Source organism: Mesorhizobium erdmanii, assembly GCF_013170725.1.
Taxonomy (GTDB): domain Bacteria; phylum Pseudomonadota; class Alphaproteobacteria; order Rhizobiales; family Rhizobiaceae; genus Mesorhizobium; species Mesorhizobium erdmanii.
Window position 1 is genome coordinate 1,542,239 of sequence record NZ_CP033361.1, and the last position, 14,490, is coordinate 1,556,728.

Annotated in this window: 13 protein-coding genes; 12 read left to right on the forward strand and 1 reads right to left on the reverse strand. The window is 63.9% G+C overall.

The features are described from left to right. Positions 1-245: 245 nt before the first annotated feature. The 7 genes from EB233_RS07435 (at position 246) to EB233_RS07465 (ending at position 7,439) form a co-directional block, all read left to right on the forward strand. The gene (locus tag EB233_RS07435) at positions 246-1,034 is read left to right on the forward strand and encodes a 3-hydroxybutyrate dehydrogenase (protein ID WP_064990765.1); all 789 of its coding nucleotides are present in this window, start codon (positions 246-248) and stop codon (positions 1,032-1,034) included. A 74-nt stretch (positions 1,035-1,108) separates the two neighbouring features. Beyond that, the gene (locus tag EB233_RS07440; protein WP_064990764.1) at positions 1,109-1,861 is read left to right on the forward strand and encodes a phosphodiesterase; all 753 of its coding nucleotides are present in this window, start codon (positions 1,109-1,111) and stop codon (positions 1,859-1,861) included. A 292-nt stretch (positions 1,862-2,153) separates the two neighbouring features. After that, on the forward strand, positions 2,154-3,482 hold the full coding sequence (locus tag EB233_RS07445; RefSeq protein WP_064990763.1) for an NAD(P)H-dependent oxidoreductase: 1,329 nt from the start codon (positions 2,154-2,156) through the stop codon (positions 3,480-3,482). Positions 3,483-3,484: 2 nt separating this feature from the next. Next, a complete protein-coding gene (locus tag EB233_RS07450; protein WP_064990762.1) occupies positions 3,485-4,513 on the forward strand; it encodes a thiamine pyrophosphate-dependent dehydrogenase E1 component subunit alpha in 1,029 nt (342 codons plus the stop codon). After that, entirely contained in the window at positions 4,513-5,511 is a 999-nt protein-coding gene (locus EB233_RS07455; RefSeq protein WP_064990761.1) for an alpha-ketoacid dehydrogenase subunit beta, read from the forward strand. The genes EB233_RS07450 and EB233_RS07455 overlap by 1 nt, the downstream gene beginning before the upstream one ends. Before the next feature lie 3 nt (positions 5,512-5,514). Next, entirely contained in the window at positions 5,515-6,894 is a 1,380-nt protein-coding gene (locus EB233_RS07460; RefSeq protein WP_064990760.1) for a pyruvate dehydrogenase complex dihydrolipoamide acetyltransferase, read from the forward strand. Positions 6,895-7,070: 176 nt separating this feature from the next. Next, positions 7,071-7,439, forward strand: coding sequence for a hypothetical protein (locus EB233_RS07465; RefSeq protein WP_027054155.1), 369 nt, complete (start codon positions 7,071-7,073; stop codon positions 7,437-7,439). A gap of 20 nt (positions 7,440-7,459) precedes the next feature. Here the strand turns inward: EB233_RS07465 and EB233_RS07470 are convergent, their stop codons facing one another. Beyond that, positions 7,460-8,431 carry a sugar-binding transcriptional regulator gene (locus tag EB233_RS07470; protein ID WP_064992483.1) on the reverse strand — a complete coding sequence of 324 codons (972 nt, stop codon included), beginning with the start codon at positions 8,429-8,431 and terminating at the stop codon, positions 7,460-7,462. A gap of 261 nt (positions 8,432-8,692) precedes the next feature. Here EB233_RS07470 and EB233_RS07475 point away from each other — a divergent pair, with 261 nt between their 5' ends. The 5 genes from EB233_RS07475 to EB233_RS07495 all read left to right on the forward strand — a co-directional run bounded on the left by EB233_RS07475 (position 8,693) and on the right by EB233_RS07495 (position 14,417). Further along, complete coding sequence (locus EB233_RS07475; protein WP_064992482.1) at positions 8,693-9,679, forward strand: ABC transporter substrate-binding protein; 987 nt, start codon at positions 8,693-8,695, stop codon at positions 9,677-9,679. A gap of 65 nt (positions 9,680-9,744) precedes the next feature. Further along, complete coding sequence (locus EB233_RS07480) at positions 9,745-11,448, forward strand: ABC transporter permease (protein ID WP_027054152.1); 1,704 nt, start codon at positions 9,745-9,747, stop codon at positions 11,446-11,448. After that, entirely contained in the window at positions 11,436-12,512 is a 1,077-nt protein-coding gene (locus EB233_RS07485) for an ABC transporter ATP-binding protein (protein WP_064992481.1), read from the forward strand. Before EB233_RS07480 ends, EB233_RS07485 begins: the two co-directional genes overlap by 13 nt. Next, positions 12,512-13,693, forward strand: a complete 1,182-nt coding sequence (locus tag EB233_RS07490) for an MBL fold metallo-hydrolase (protein ID WP_064992480.1) — start codon at positions 12,512-12,514, stop codon at positions 13,691-13,693. Before EB233_RS07485 ends, EB233_RS07490 begins: the two co-directional genes overlap by 1 nt. Beyond that, complete coding sequence (locus EB233_RS07495; protein WP_064992479.1) at positions 13,674-14,417, forward strand: 5'/3'-nucleotidase SurE; 744 nt, start codon at positions 13,674-13,676, stop codon at positions 14,415-14,417. The genes EB233_RS07490 and EB233_RS07495 overlap by 20 nt, the downstream gene beginning before the upstream one ends. Positions 14,418-14,490 lie beyond the last annotated feature (73 nt).

The following is a 14,490-nucleotide window of genomic DNA, read 5'->3' on the forward strand; positions in this document are numbered from 1 at the left end:
TTTGTCATGCCAAGGTTTGACTGGCGAATTTCGTTCAGGAATGACCGCGCGAATGCGCAGCCGATTATGTTGCATGGCACCATGACAGTGCCGTGTCAGACCGAAGACCATGGTTTCGCAGCGGCGGGGAGCCATGCCGACCTTGTCGCCTGGCTGTAATCGCATCGACACATGGCTCTGTCATTGTCATGTTGCGACGCACAATTATATCCTCTGTTCCCTTCCCACCTCTCGCGAGATCACCCATGGGTTCCCTGTCTTCGAAGAATGCCCTCGTCACCGGCTCGACCAGCGGTATCGGCCTGGCCATCGCCCGCGCCTTCGCCGCCGAAGGCGCCAACGTCACTATCAACGGCCTTGGCGATGACGCTGCCATCGAGCAGGAGCGCTCGGGCATCGAGAAGGATTTCGGCGTCAAGTGCCGCTACTCCGACGCCAACATGATGGATGGTGCGGCGGTCAGCGCCATGGTGCATGACGCGGAGGCGGCGTTCGGCAGCCTCGATATCCTGGTCAACAATGCCGGCATCCAGCATGTCGCGCCGATCGAGGAGTTTCCCGACGACAAGTGGGAAGCCATCATCCGCATCAACCTTATGGCGGCCTTCTATGCCATCAAGGCGGCGGTTCCGGGCATGAAGGCGCGCAAATGGGGCCGCATCATCAACACGGCGTCGGCGCACGCGCTGGTCGCCTCGCCGTTCAAGTCTGCCTATGTCTCGGCCAAACACGGCATTGCCGGCCTGACCAAGACGGTGGCGCTGGAAGTCGCGCAGGACGGCATCACCGTCAACGCCATCGCACCGGGCTATGTCTGGACGCCGCTTGTCGAGAAGCAGATCCCCGACACGATGAAGGCGCGCGGCATGACCGAGGAACAGGTCAAGCACGACGTGCTGCTCGCTGCGCAGCCGACTAAGGAATTCGTCACTGTCGAGGAGCTTGCCGCGCTGACGCTGTTCCTGTGCTCGGACGCGGCCAGGCAGATCACCGGCACGACATTGCCGATGGATGGCGGCTGGACGGCGCAGTAGAGGTAGCGTTCAAAGTTTCATTCGTCTGCTGGTGCCGCCCGGGCGCCAGCGGGAAAACACCGCGGTCACTGCCCATGAAAATCATCCAGCTTTCCGATCCGCATCTGATGGCACCGGGTGGCCGCCTCTACGGCTCCGATCCGCTGGCCAGGCTCGAGGCTTGCCTGGCCGACATCGGCAAGAACCATGCAGATGCCGAACTGGTGGTGATCTCGGGCGACCTCACCAATGACGGCGAGCGCGCTGCCTATGCGGCGTTGCGGGAGAGGCTGGCGCAATTTTCTCCGCCCTGCCGGCTGATGCTCGGCAACCATGACGACCGGGCGCTGTTTTTCGAGATGTTCCCGGAGGCCGCCAGCGAGCGCGGGTTCGTGCAAAGCGTGTTCGACGGCAGCGAGGGGCGCCTGATCCTGCTCGACACGCTGGACAGCGGCCATGTCGAGGGCAGGCTGTGCGCGGCGCGTCTCGACTGGCTCGACGAAAAGCTCAGCGAGGCGCGTGGCCCGGCTTTCCTGTTCATGCACCACCCGCCGTTCGCGATACACATGCCGGTGCTCGACGAGGTCCGGCTCGCCAACGCCGACAGCTTCCACGAGGTGCTGTCGCGCCACGGCAATGTCCGCCATATCTTTGCCGGTCATGTCCATCGGCAGATCGCCGGCAGCTGGCGCGGCATTCCAGTCAGCACGCTGCGCAGCACCAACCACCAGACGGCGCTCGATTTTTCGCAGAGCTGGAGCCTGGGCCACGAGCCGCCCGCCTATGCCGTGATCTTCATCGATGCCGATGGCGTCATCGTGCACTTCCACGATTTCCCGGTGAGGTAGAGCTCTCCAACTTCAAGACCGTGCCCCCGGCAGTCATGACGTGGCGGCAGTCGCGACCGGTCGAGCAAGCCTCCCATATTCCGTGCGTCGTGATCATATCCCGACGACCGTCCGCCCGCACACTGTCCTGCCGGGACGCGGGTGCGTTGCGCGGCCTTTTTAGGACGCACGCGCTCTCCGGGAATGGTCGTCAAAAAGTGCACGGAATTGGACATTAGTCTTGACAGAAATACAGATGTTCAATACCCGTCAAGCGAATGAACAAGCCTGCAGTATGGGAGGAATGAGCGGTATGGCGTCGAATATTTCGTTGACGGGTCTTGCCCGCGATCTCGACGAACGCGGCAAGTCGGGCAAACCTATCCGCATCGGCCTGATCGGCTCCGGCGAGATGGGAACCGACATCGTCACCCGCGTCGCCCACATGTCCGGCATCGAAATCGGCGCCATTTCCGAACTGAACCTGCCCGCCGCCAGCAAGGCGGTGGACATCGCCTTCCAGGAAACCGGCCATGCGCGAGAAGTGTCAAACGCCTCGGCGATGACGGCCGCCATGGAGGCCGGCAAGGTGGCGGTGACCAACGACGCCAGCCTGGTCATCAACAATGATCTGATCGACGTCGTCATCGACGCGACCGGCGTTCCCGCCGTCGGTGCCGAGATCGGGCTGCGCGCGATGGAGCATGGCAAGCATCTGGTGATGATGAATGTCGAGGCTGACGTCACCATCGGCGCCTATCTGAAGAGCGAGGCCGACCGGCTGGGCGTCACCTATTCGCTGGGCGCCGGCGACGAGCCGTCCTCCTGCATGGAGCTGATCGAGTTCGTCTCGGCGATGGGCCATCCGATCGTCGCCGCCGGCAAGGGCAAGAACAATCCGCTCAACATCGACGCGACGCCACCGGCCTATGAGGAAGAGGCCAAGCGCCGGCACATGAATGTGCGCATGCTGGTCGAATTCGTCGACGGCTCGAAGACCATGGTCGAAATGGCGGCGATCGCCAACGCCACCGGGCTGGTGCCCGACAAGGCCGGCATGCACGGTCCGGCGGCGACTCTGGGTGAACTGAACAAGGTGCTGGTGCCGCAAAAGGATGGCGGCGTGCTGTCCAGGGTCGGCGTCGTCGACTATTCGATAGGCAAGGGCGTCGCGCCCGGCGTTTTCGTCGTCGCCGACATGTCGCATCCGCGCATCTCGGAGCGCATGGAAGATCTGAAGATGGGCAAGGGCCCGTATTTCACTTTCCATCGCCCCTACCACCTGACCTCGCTCGAAGTGCCGTTGACCTGCGCCCGCGTCGTTCTCTACGGCAAGGCCGACATGGTGCCGCTGGCAAAGCCGGTGGCCGAAGTCGCCGCCGTGGCCAAGAAGGACATGCAGCCCGGCGAGAAGCTCGATGCGATCGGCGAATATTGCTACCGCGCCTGGATCATGACGGCGCCGGAAGCGCATGCCGCCAGGGCCATTCCCTGCGGCTTGCTGCAAGGCGGTTCGGTCACCGCGCCGATCAAGAAGGGCGAACTCATCACCTACGCCAATGCGGCGCCGGCCGCAGGCTCGAAGATCGCCGAACTGCGCGCCCGCCAGGACAAGCTCGTCTACGGAACCGTGGAGGCGTGATCATGGCCGGAGCCAGCAAAGCCGTCACGGACAGCCGCGCCAACCTGCCGTTCGTCTATCGCCAGTACAGCGCCGAGCAGCTCAGAGAGGTGCTCCACAAGATGTACCTCATCCGCCGCTTCGAAGAAGGGGCGGAGGACAGCTATACGCGAGGCCTGATCCACGGCACCATGCACCTGTCGATCGGCCAGGAAGCCAGCGCCATGGGCATCTGCATGCCGCTTGGCGAGGACGACCAGATCACCTCTACACATCGCGGCCACGGCCACTGCATCGCCAAGGGCGCCGAGGTGAAGCGCATGTTCGCCGAGTTCTTCGGCAAGACCACCGGCTACTGCAAGGGCCGTGGCGGCTCGATGCACATTGCCGATGTCGCCAAGGGCAATCTCGGCGCCAACGGCATCGTCGGCGGCGGCATTCCGATCGCCGTCGGTGCGGCGCTCTCCTCCAAGATGATGAAGACCGGCAAGGTCGTCGTGTCCTTCTTCGGTGACGGCGCCAACAATGAGGGCGCCTTCCACGAGGCGCTCAACATGGCGGCGGTCTGGAAACTGCCGGTCATTTTCGTTTGCGAAAACAATGGCTACGGCATGTCGACGTCGACCGCCCGTTCCACCGCGGTGAAGAACATCGCCGACCGCGCCGCCGCCTATTCGATGCCCGGCGTGATCGTCAACGGCAACATCTTCTCGGAGGTCGCCGAGGCGTCCTATAAGGCCGTCGAGCGCGCCCGGGCCGGCGAGGGGCCGACGCTGATCGAATCCAAGACCTACCGCCATCGCGGCCATTCCAAGAGTGACCGCAACCGCTACCGCACCAAGGAAGAGATCGAGGACTGGATGTCGAACCGCGACCCGATCACGCTGTTCGAAAACGAATTGCGGGAATTCAGCTTCATCGACGACAAGGGCATCGAGGCCATCCGCGGTGCGGTGGCTCAGGAAATCGCCGACGGCATCGAGTTCGCCAAGACGAGCCCGTCGCCCGAAATCAGCGAGACCGGAAATTACGTGTATACGGAGCAGGCGTGATGGACGCGATGGTGCGTGAACTGAGCTACGCCCAGGCGATCCAGGAAGCCATGGCGATCGCCATGGACATGGACGAACGCGTCTTCCTGATGGGAGAGGACATCGGTGTCTATGGCGGCGCCTTCCAGGTCACCGGCGACCTGGTCGAGCGCTACGGCACTGAGCGCGTCATCGACACGCCAATTTCGGAGCTGGGCGGGGCGGGCGTCGCGGTGGGTGCGGCCCTCACTGGCATGCGGCCGATCTTCGAATTCCAGTTCTCCGATTTCGCCACGCTCGCCATGGAGCAGATCGTCAACCAGGCGGCCAAGATGCGCTTCATGCTTGGCGGCGAGGTTTCGGTGCCGGTGGTAATGCGTTTTCCAGCGGGCTCGGGCACGGGTGCCGCAGCCCAACACAGCCAGAGCCTGGAAGCTTGGCTCGGCCATGTGCCGGGGCTGAAAGTCATCCAGCCGGCGACGCCCTATGATGCCAAGGGCATGCTCCTGGCAGCGGTCGCCGATCCCGATCCGGTAATGATCTTCGAGCACAAGCTACTCTACAAGGCGAAGGGGCCGGTGCCCGAAGGCTATTATACGGTGCCGATCGGCAAGGCCGATATCCGCCGCGAGGGCCGCGATCTCACCATCGTCGCGACCTCGATCATGGTGCAGAAGGCGCTGGACGCGGCCGCCACGCTGGAAGCCGAAGGCATCGACGTCGAAGTCGTCGATCTCAGGACCATCCGGCCGATGGACAAGCAGACCGTCATCGACAGCGTCAAGAAGACGTCGCGGCTGATGTGCGTCTACGAAGCGGTCAAGACGCTGGGCATCGGTGCCGAAGTCAGCGCCATGATCGCCGAGAGCGAGGCGTTCGACTATCTCGACGCGCCGATCGTGCGGCTGGGCGGCGCCGAGACGCCGATCCCCTACAATCCGGAGCTCGAAAAGGCCACCGTGCCGCAGGTCCCCGACATTATCGCCGCCGCGCGCGACCTCGTGAAAGGGGTTCGCTGAGACATGCCGACCGAAGTCATTCTTCCCAAGGTCGACATGGACATGGCGACCGGACAGATCTCGCGCTGGTTCGCCACCGAAGGCCAGCAGGTCAAGAAGGGCGATGTGCTGTTCGAGATCGAGACCGACAAGGCAGCGATGGAGATCGATGCGCCGGCCAGCGGCGTGCTGCGCGACGTCACCGGCAAGGAAGGCGTCGACATTGCGGTCGGCGCGCTGGTGGCATGGATCTATGCCGACGATGAGGATTATGGGGCTGGTGCCGCTGTGGCCAAGCAGGACGTGGCTCCAATCTCCCCCCTCGTGGGGGAGATGTCGGCGAAGCCGACAGAGGGGGGCGCTGTCCCGCCGTCCTCTCAGCGCGAGGCGCCCCCCTCTGGCCTGCCGGCCATCTCCCCCACAAGGGGGGAGATCAGCCAATCACCCTCTGTTGCACGCGCAACACCTTTGGCTCGGCGTCTGGCGCGTGAAGCCGGCCTTGTCCTCGCCAATATCGCGGGCACCGGCCCGCATGGCCGTGTGGTGAAAGCCGATATCGATGCCGCGATTGCCGGCGGCGGTGCCAAGGCGACACCCGCGGCCAAGGCTCCTGCTGGCGCGCCGGCTGCTGCATCCGCTCCGGCGGTGAAGGCGATGTCGGACGACCAGGTGCTGAAGCTGTTCGAGCAAGGTTCCTACGACCTCGTCCCGCACGACAACATGCGCAAAACCATCGCGCGCCGCCTCGTCGAGGCCAAGACCACCATTCCGCATTTCTACCTGACGCTCGACTGCGAGCTTGACGCACTGCTGGCGCTGCGCACGCAAATCAATGCGGCGGCCCCGATGAAGAAGACGGATAAGGGCGACGCACCGGCCTACAAGCTGTCGGTCAACGACATGGTGATCAAGGCGATGGCGATGGCGCTGAAGGCGGTGCCGGATGCCAATGCGTCGTGGACCGAAAGCGCCATGGTCAAGCACAAGCATGCCGATGTCGGCGTTGCCGTGTCGATCCCCGGCGGCCTGATCACGCCGATCATCCGGCATGCGGATGAAAAGACGCTGTCGACAATCTCCAACGAGATGAAGGACCTCGCCAGCCGCGCCCGCAGCCGCAAGCTGAAGCCGGAAGAATATCAGGGCGGAACCACGGCCGTCTCCAATCTCGGCATGTTCGGCATCAAGGACTTCGCCGCCGTCATCAACCCGCCGCATGCGACGATCCTGGCTGTCGGTGCGGGCGAAGAGCGGGCGGTGGTCAAGAACGGCGAGATCAAGATCGCCACCGTCATGTCGGTGACGCTGTCGACCGACCATCGCGCCGTCGATGGCGCCCTCGGCGCGGAACTGCTGGTCGCCTTCAAGCGGCTGATCGAGAACCCGATGGGCATGCTGGTCTAGACGCTTGTCGTAGGCCGATTCCGATGATGCGCCGGCTTACGATGGAAACGACTTGTCAGGCGCCGACCCTTGACCCATGTTCTAAGCTCTTTGCCTCGACGCAATTCCGGACGGAAAACCGCTTCACACATTTCTTGGAATTGCTCTAGGTGGATTGCGACCAAGGGAAGCCAAAGATGCCCGCATTCGATCCGTCTGATGTCAAAACCCTGTTCGGCAAGGTCATGGGCGCATCGCCGTCCGACATCAAGCTGGTGGCGCAGCGCCTACACGATCACGCATTCGAGCCGCGCATGTCGGCGGAGGAGACCAGGCAGCTTGTCGTCAGCCTCGGCTATGACAGTCTCGATGCATTCTGTGCCGCCATCGGCCTGCCTGCTCATATTGCCGAGCGCTGGAGCCGTTTTGGCGTTTCCGGCGAAATGAAGCAGGTGTTCACCCTGCTGGCGGCCCAGCGCAAGCGTGTGGCCGAGGCGATCGCCGAATTCGAATCCATGACCCATGTCGGCGTCGAGGATTTTTTGCGCGAGCGCGGCCTCATTTAGCACCAACCGGCGAGCTGGTCTCAGCCAGCCTTGGCCAGCAGCGCCGTGGCGGTGTCGCCGTCGGTGATCAGCACATTGGTGCTTACGGCCTTCAGTGCCGCCAGGATCGCCGCTACTTTGCGTTTTCCGCCGGCGGCCAGCACGACATTCGGCACCTGGCCGACCATTTCGAGATCGATGGCCATGACGCGGCCGTTGACCTCGTGGTCCACCAGCCTGCCGGCGGCATCGACGAAGTAGCACAGCATGTTGGCGACCGCGCCTTTGGCCTTCAATGGCGCGATCAGCGATGACGGGACGATGCCATGCCGGAAGATGGTGGCGTCCGGCGACATGTCGCCGACGGTGAGCAAGGCGATATCGGCGGAAGCTGCCCGCCGGCGCACATCCTGCAGGGTCGGCTGTGCCCACAGGAGATCGCGCAGCGAAGGATCATCGACCATCACCGGCGCGGTGATCTGGTAGCTGTCGACCTCAAAGACATCGGCGACCTTTGCGGCGACGATCGACGGGTTGATCCATTGCGAATGCGGCAGGCTGCCGACAAGTGCCACTACCGAAGCGCGCTTCAGCTGTCGGCGGGCGAGGAACCCCAGGCTGGCATGCAGCGTCGCGCCGCCGCCGATCGCCAGCGTCATGCCGTCCTGCATCTGCTCGCCGAGATAGGCGGCGACGGCATGGCCGATCGCCTTTTCAAGATGCTCGTGCGCCGAAGGCGTCGGGATGACGACGGCGGCATTGAGGCCCCAGCGCTTTTCCAGTTCCCGTTCGAGCGCCACCTGTTCGGCGGTCGGCGCGTTGATCATGGTGACGACGATGCCTTCGGCCGTGCAGGCGGCCAAGGTGCGCATCACCTTCACCCTGGAGACATCCAGCTTCTCGGCGATCTGTTCCTGGGTGAAGCCCTCTACATAGTAGAGCCAGGCCGTCTTGACGTTGAGATCGGAGGACACCATCGGCAGGCGGGCCGGCGTGGGCTTTTCTGTGGGCATCTGTTCTAGTCCCTCATCAGTCATGGCTGGCCGCGTCGCCGTCATCGGAGAAACGCCGGCCGCATGTCAACCGCATGCCGGTTTCAGCCACGCCGATTGTCGCACATATCTGTTCATTTGTAATTGACATTGTACATATGAACATATTTTGTGGGTTTCACGCGCTGTGTCATCCACCAGTCATATGCGCCGTGCAGGGAGGAAGAGACGGGGAGCCGGCCAGGGCCGGTCCGGTCATGCACAGACAAGACAGGAGGTCTCATGAAGACGCACTTCATCAAGCTGCTGGCCAGCCAGCTGGCGCTCGCGGCAACTTTGTTTGCCGGCGTGGCAAATGCCGAAACACTGACGCTCTACACATCGCAGCCAGAAGCCGACGCGGCCAAGACCGTGGATGCCTTCAAGAAGGCGCAGCCCGGCATCGACGTAACCATCTATCGCTCCGGAACCAGCGATATCCTGACCAAGATGGCGGCTGAGTTCGCCGCCGGCAGTCCGCAGCCCGATGTGCTGTTGATCGCCGACGCGGTCTCGATGGAGCTGTTGAAGAAGGACGACCGGCTGATGGCCTATCCCGAGGCCAAGCTCGACGGCATCGAGGCGGATGCCTATGATGCCGACAAGACCTATTTCGGCAGCAAGCTGATCACCACCGGCATCGTCTACAACACCGCGGCCGCGCAAAAGCCCGAGCATTGGGCCGATCTTGCCAAGCCCGCCTACGCCGATGGCCTGGTCATGCCGAGCCCGCTCTATTCGGGTGCGGCCGCCTACCTGCTTTCGGGCTTTGCCGGCGATACCAACTATGGCTGGGATTTCTTCCAGAAGCTGAAGACCAACAACACCGTCAGCGTGCGCGGCAATGGCGCGGTGCTGAAGTCGGTGGCATCGGGCGAGAAGCCCTATGGCATCCTCGTCGACTTCATGGCGATGAACGCCAAGAAGAAGGGCTCGCCGGTCGAGTTCGTATTCCCCTCGGAAGGCGTGCCGGCGGTGACGGAACCGGTCGCCATCATGAAGACGGCCAAGAATGTCGACGGTGCCAAGAAGTTCGTCGACTTCATTCTGTCGGATGAAGGCCAGAGGCTGGCGCTGTCCATGGGCTATCTGCCGGCCCGTGCCTCGGTCGGCCGCCCCAACTGGCTGCCGGAGGGCGTCAAGGTCAAGGTGATGCCGTTCGACACCAAGGCAATCGTCGCCAAGACCGACGCCGACAAGGCGAAGTTCCAGGAACTGTTCGGCGGCTGAGCCGGCAAATCGCGGTGGGATGCCGATTGGCAGCATCCCACCGCACCGATCCAGGAAACGCAATCATGTCGACACGCATCAGGGAGAGCCGGGGCCAGGAAATGGCCCTGACGGCGGCGGTAGCCGTTGTCATCGTGCTGCTGTCGCTGCTGCCCATGCTGCGCCTCGTCAAGGAGATCGTGGCGCCCGGCGGCACCGTGTCGGATGTCGCCATAAAAGCCGGACTTGCCAGCCCCGCCACCTGGATCGCCACCTGGCATACTCTGGTCGTGGGGATTGGCGGCACCTTGCTTGCCGTGCTGTCGGGAACGCTGGTGGCGGTGCTGGTCTCGCTGACCGACATACGCGGCCGCGGTGCGCTGGTGCTGTGTTACGTCATGCCGCTGATGATCGCGCCGCAGGTGACGGCGCTGGCCTGGCTGCAATTGTTCGGCCCGGCAAGTCCCTTCCTCAAGCTGTTCGGCGCGGCCCCACCGCTCGGGACGAAAAATCCGCTCTATTCGACCTCGGGCATCATCCTTTTGCTCGGCGTCCAATATGGCCCGCTGGTGTTCCTGCTGGTGCGGGCCGGGCTGCGCAAGTTGCCGCGCGAGCTGGTCGAGGCCGCACGGGCCGGCGGCGCCGGCTGGTTCACCGTGCTCGTCACTATCGTGCTGCCGCTGATGACGCCGTCGATCATGGCGGCCGCGGCGCTGGCCTTCGTCTCCTGCGTCGGCAATTTCGGCATTCCAGCCTTCCTCGGCATCCCCGCCAACTATCTGGTCCTGCCGACGCTCATCTACCAGAAGCTGGCCGGCGGCGGTCCGGCCGTGCTCGGCGAGACGGCGTTCCTGTCGGTGCTGATCGGCGTCATCGCGATGGCCGGCATTCTCGCCCAGGAAGTGATGAGCCGCCGCCGCGATTACCGCATTTCCTCGACATCGCTGCCGGCCGAACCCTATGAGCTCGGCCGCTGGCGCGCGGTTGTACAGGCCGGCATGTGGCTGCTGATCGTGCTGGTGCTGTTCCTGCCGTTGTTCGGGCTGGTGCTGACGTCGCTGGTCCCGGGCTACGGCATCGCGCTGACCGCCAAGACGGCGACGCTCGACAATTACCGTTTCGTGCTGTTCGAGCACGATGCCGCCAACCGCGCCTTCTTCAACAGCTTCTGGCTGTCGATCGCCGCCGCCTTCTTCGCGGTCGTCGTCGCCGTGCCGGTCGGCTATCTCATCGCCTGGGGCAAGCAGCGGTGGGTGCGGCTGCTCAACCTGTCGGTCGAGCTGCCCTATGCCTTGCCCGGCGTGGTGCTGGCGATCGCCTCGCTCCTGCTTTTCCTGCGCCCGATCCCGCTCACCGGCATCCAGCTCTACAACACGGTCTGGATCATCCTTTACGCCTACCTCGCCCGTTTCCTGGTGCTGGCGCTGCGGCCGACCATCAGCGGCTATCACCAGATTGACCGGGCGCTGGAAGAGGCCGCGCAGGTGGCGGGGGCCGGGCTGTTCACGCGCCTGCGCACCATCGTCTTTCCGCTGGTGGCGCCGGCGGCGATCGCCGGCGGACTTTTGATCTTCATGACGGCGCTCAGCGAGCTCACTGTCTCGGCGCTGTTGTGGTCGTCGGGCTCGGAAACCATCGGCGTTGTGATGTTTTCCTTCGAGCAGGGCGGCGATTCCAACTACGCGGCGGCGATGTCGGTGATCACGGTCGCCGTCACCTTTGTGCTGATGCTGGTGACCAATCTGCTTGCCCCCTACCTTCCGAGCGGAGTTCTGCCATGGCGCGATTGAGCCTGGACCATGTGACCAAAAGCTTCGCCGATTTCGATGCGGTCAAGGACGTGTCGATCGATGTCGCCGACGGCGAGTTCCTTGCCGTGCTCGGGCCTTCGGGTTGCGGCAAGACGACGTTGTTGCGCCTCGTCGCCGGTTTCGAGAAAGTGACCTCGGGCGAAATCCGCATCGGCAGCGATGTCGTGTCCAACAGCGGCGGCAGCGTGGCGCCGGAAAAGCGGCGCGTCGGTATCGTCTTCCAGAATTACGCCCTGTGGCCGCATATGACGGTGGCCGAGAATATTGGCTATTCGCTGAAGGTGGCGAAGCTCGACAAGGCGGTGGCGCGCCAGAAGGTGGAAGACGCGCTCGCCCTGGTCAATCTGCAGGGGCTGGGAGAGCGCAGGCCTGCCAATCTCTCCGGCGGCCAGCGTCAGCGCGTGGCCCTGGCGCGATGCCTTGTCGCCGCGCCCTCACTGGTGCTGTTCGACGAGCCGCTCGCCAATCTCGATGTCCACCTCAGGGCCTCGATGGAGGATGAATTCTCCGCTTTCCACAAGCGCACCGGCACGACCATCGTCTACATTACCCACGATCAGGCCGAGGCGATGGCGCTGGCCGATCGCATCGCGGTGATGGACCATGGTCGCCTGGCGCAGCTGGCGACGCCGCGCGAACTCTACCATGAGCCGGCAAATGAGATGGTTGCCTCCTTCATCTCGCAAGGAATTTTGCTCCCGGCGGATGTCCTGACCGGCGAAGAAGGCGGACATTGCAAGGTCAGGGTTCTCGGAACCGAACTGGTGGTCCGCTGCCGGCCCGGGGAGCGACCGCGCGCCGGCGCGAAGATCTGCTGCCGGTCGGCCGATCTCGACGTCTCGCCGGACGGCCCAGGCTTCGACGGTCTCGTCAAGCGGGTGATTTACCAAGGCGGTGGCGCGCGCATCGAATTCGCCCCTGCGGCTGGTCCTGACCTGACCTTGCATTTCGAACAGCCCGATCCGGTCGTCTTGGACAGCGGAGCCCAGGCGCGGCTGCGCATAAAGTCCGGCTGGCTGATCCCGGCGGGGACGGCATCGTGATGATGCTCGACCTGCTCGGCGGTTTTGGCGAAAAGGGCCGCACCAGTCTCGCCGTCAACAGCGTTAATAACCGTATCCTGCTCGATGTCGGCATCAAGGTCGGCGCCGCCGGGGCGGAATATTATCCGGCGCTCGACGGGCCGGTCGACGATATCGATGCGCTGCTTGTCTCGCACGCGCATGAGGATCATATCGGCGCGCTGAGCTGGCTGTTGTCGCGCGGTTATGCCGGTCCGATATTCATGACGGCCGAGACCCGCGCAGAGGCGCCGGCCACGCTTGCCGCCTATGCCGAACCGGATGATTTCAGGCGCTTTCCGGTTCCGGACCATCGTATCGAGATCTTCGAACCCGGCGACACGCTGCGGACCGGCAATCTCACGGTCAGGACCGGACGGTCTGGGCATGTCGTGGGCGGCGTCTGGTTCGCCGTCGATGATGGGAAAAGCCGCGTCGTCTATACGGCCGACGTGGTGCCGGACAGCAATGTGTTCGTCATGGACACGATCCCGCACTGCGATCTTCTGGTCTTCGATGCGTCCTATGGCGCCGATCCGGTGCCGGGGGCGGCTCGGGCTCGCGAAATTTCCGAATGGGTGGCGAGGCATCCGCAAGGATGTCTGCTACCGACGCCGTTGTCGGGGCGGTCGCTCGAATTGATCGCGGCTCTGCCGGGGCCCTTCGCCATCCATGCCGGCATGCGTTCGTCCCTGGAAGCGCAGATTGGCGCGACTGGGGCCTTTCTGCCTGATGTTTCCGAACTCTTGCGTTCCCGCCTGGCAAGTGCCGCCGACTGGGCCGATGCCGATCCCTTGCCGCCGCTGCCGTTGCTGGCCGATGACGGCATGGGCGAGGCCGGCCCGTCATCGCGGCTGTTGCCGCGCGCGGACCAGGCCGGATTTGCGGTGCTGCTCACCGGGCATCTGCCGGCGGGTTCTCCGGGCGATCTCCTGCACAGGGCCGGCCGGGCCGACTGGGTACGCATGCCCACCCATCCGACCCTGTCCGGCAATATCGACATCTGGGAGAAGGCAGGGCGGCCCGATGCGCTGGGACATTCCTGCCCCACCGATCTTCTCGCTGACCTCAAAAACCACATCCCGTCGCTGCGCACGCAATGCCGTACAGGCCAGCGCATCACAGTGCCGCAAGGAAGCAACAATGAGAATCCTGATCTGTAACGATGACGGCATCGAAGCGCCGGGGCTTGCCCGCCTCGTCAACGCCGTCGCCGGCCTGAGCGACGATGTCTGGGTGGTGGCGCCCGACGGCAAGCGCACCGCCGCCGGCTCGTCGCTGACGATCGCCAGGCCTTTGACAATGTGGCGCGTCAGGACGAACTGGTATTCGTGCTCCGGCACCCCGGCTGATTGCGTGGTGAGCGCGATGACGTGGCTGTTCGCCGAGGCGAAGAAGCCGGATCTGGTGCTGGCGGGCGTCAATGACGGCCGCAATGTCGCCGAGGACCTGGCCTATTCCGGCACGCTCGGCATTGCCCGGGAGGCAACCTTCTGGGGCGTCCCGGCAATCGGCTTCTCGCGTGTGAAGAATCCCGATTTCGGCGATGGCGACGACCAATGGCTCGGCGCGCTGATCGCTTCGCTGTGGCAATCGCGCGCCGACTGGGCGACGGAGGGTCATTGGCTCAGTGTCAACCTGCCGACCGCCTTGCCCGCCGAAATCCGACAGCCGCGCATCGGCCGTGACAAGATCGGCCGCACCGCCAAGGTGATGGAAAGCGACGGTGATCGCACGGTTATCACCGTGCCGCGAGGTCGGGCCCATGCAAGTCAGCCGGGCGACGAAAACGAGACGATCGATGCCGGCTTCGTCGGCATCAACCGGCTGAACTGGTTTGGCGAAACGCGGCTCGACGAACAGTTTCTGGGTGGGATTTCGCCCTGATCTTCCCGCGATCACCAAGCTGTCAGCGGCGAGTTTGCGCCAGTTGAGTGCTTATGCTTGAAGCTGCCGCTAT

Coding starts and splice junctions, on each gene's coding strand:
- EB233_RS07435 (WP_064990765.1), top strand. CDS start 246: ATGGGTTCCCTGTCTTCGAAGAATGCCCTCGTCACCGGCTCGACCAGC.
- EB233_RS07440 (WP_064990764.1), top strand. CDS start 1,109: ATGAAAATCATCCAGCTTTCCGATCCGCATCTGATGGCACCGGGTGGC.
- EB233_RS07445 (WP_064990763.1), top strand. CDS start 2,154: ATGGCGTCGAATATTTCGTTGACGGGTCTTGCCCGCGATCTCGACGAA.
- EB233_RS07450 (WP_064990762.1), top strand. CDS start 3,485: ATGGCCGGAGCCAGCAAAGCCGTCACGGACAGCCGCGCCAACCTGCCG.
- EB233_RS07455 (WP_064990761.1), top strand. CDS start 4,513: ATGGACGCGATGGTGCGTGAACTGAGCTACGCCCAGGCGATCCAGGAA.
- EB233_RS07460 (WP_064990760.1), top strand. CDS start 5,515: ATGCCGACCGAAGTCATTCTTCCCAAGGTCGACATGGACATGGCGACC.
- EB233_RS07465 (WP_027054155.1), top strand. CDS start 7,071: ATGCCCGCATTCGATCCGTCTGATGTCAAAACCCTGTTCGGCAAGGTC.
- EB233_RS07470 (WP_064992483.1), bottom strand. CDS start 8,431: ATGCCCACAGAAAAGCCCACGCCGGCCCGCCTGCCGATGGTGTCCTCC.
- EB233_RS07475 (WP_064992482.1), top strand. CDS start 8,693: ATGAAGACGCACTTCATCAAGCTGCTGGCCAGCCAGCTGGCGCTCGCG.
- EB233_RS07480 (WP_027054152.1), top strand. CDS start 9,745: ATGTCGACACGCATCAGGGAGAGCCGGGGCCAGGAAATGGCCCTGACG.
- EB233_RS07485 (WP_064992481.1), top strand. CDS start 11,436: ATGGCGCGATTGAGCCTGGACCATGTGACCAAAAGCTTCGCCGATTTC.
- EB233_RS07490 (WP_064992480.1), top strand. CDS start 12,512: ATGATGCTCGACCTGCTCGGCGGTTTTGGCGAAAAGGGCCGCACCAGT.
- EB233_RS07495 (WP_064992479.1), top strand. CDS start 13,674: ATGAGAATCCTGATCTGTAACGATGACGGCATCGAAGCGCCGGGGCTT.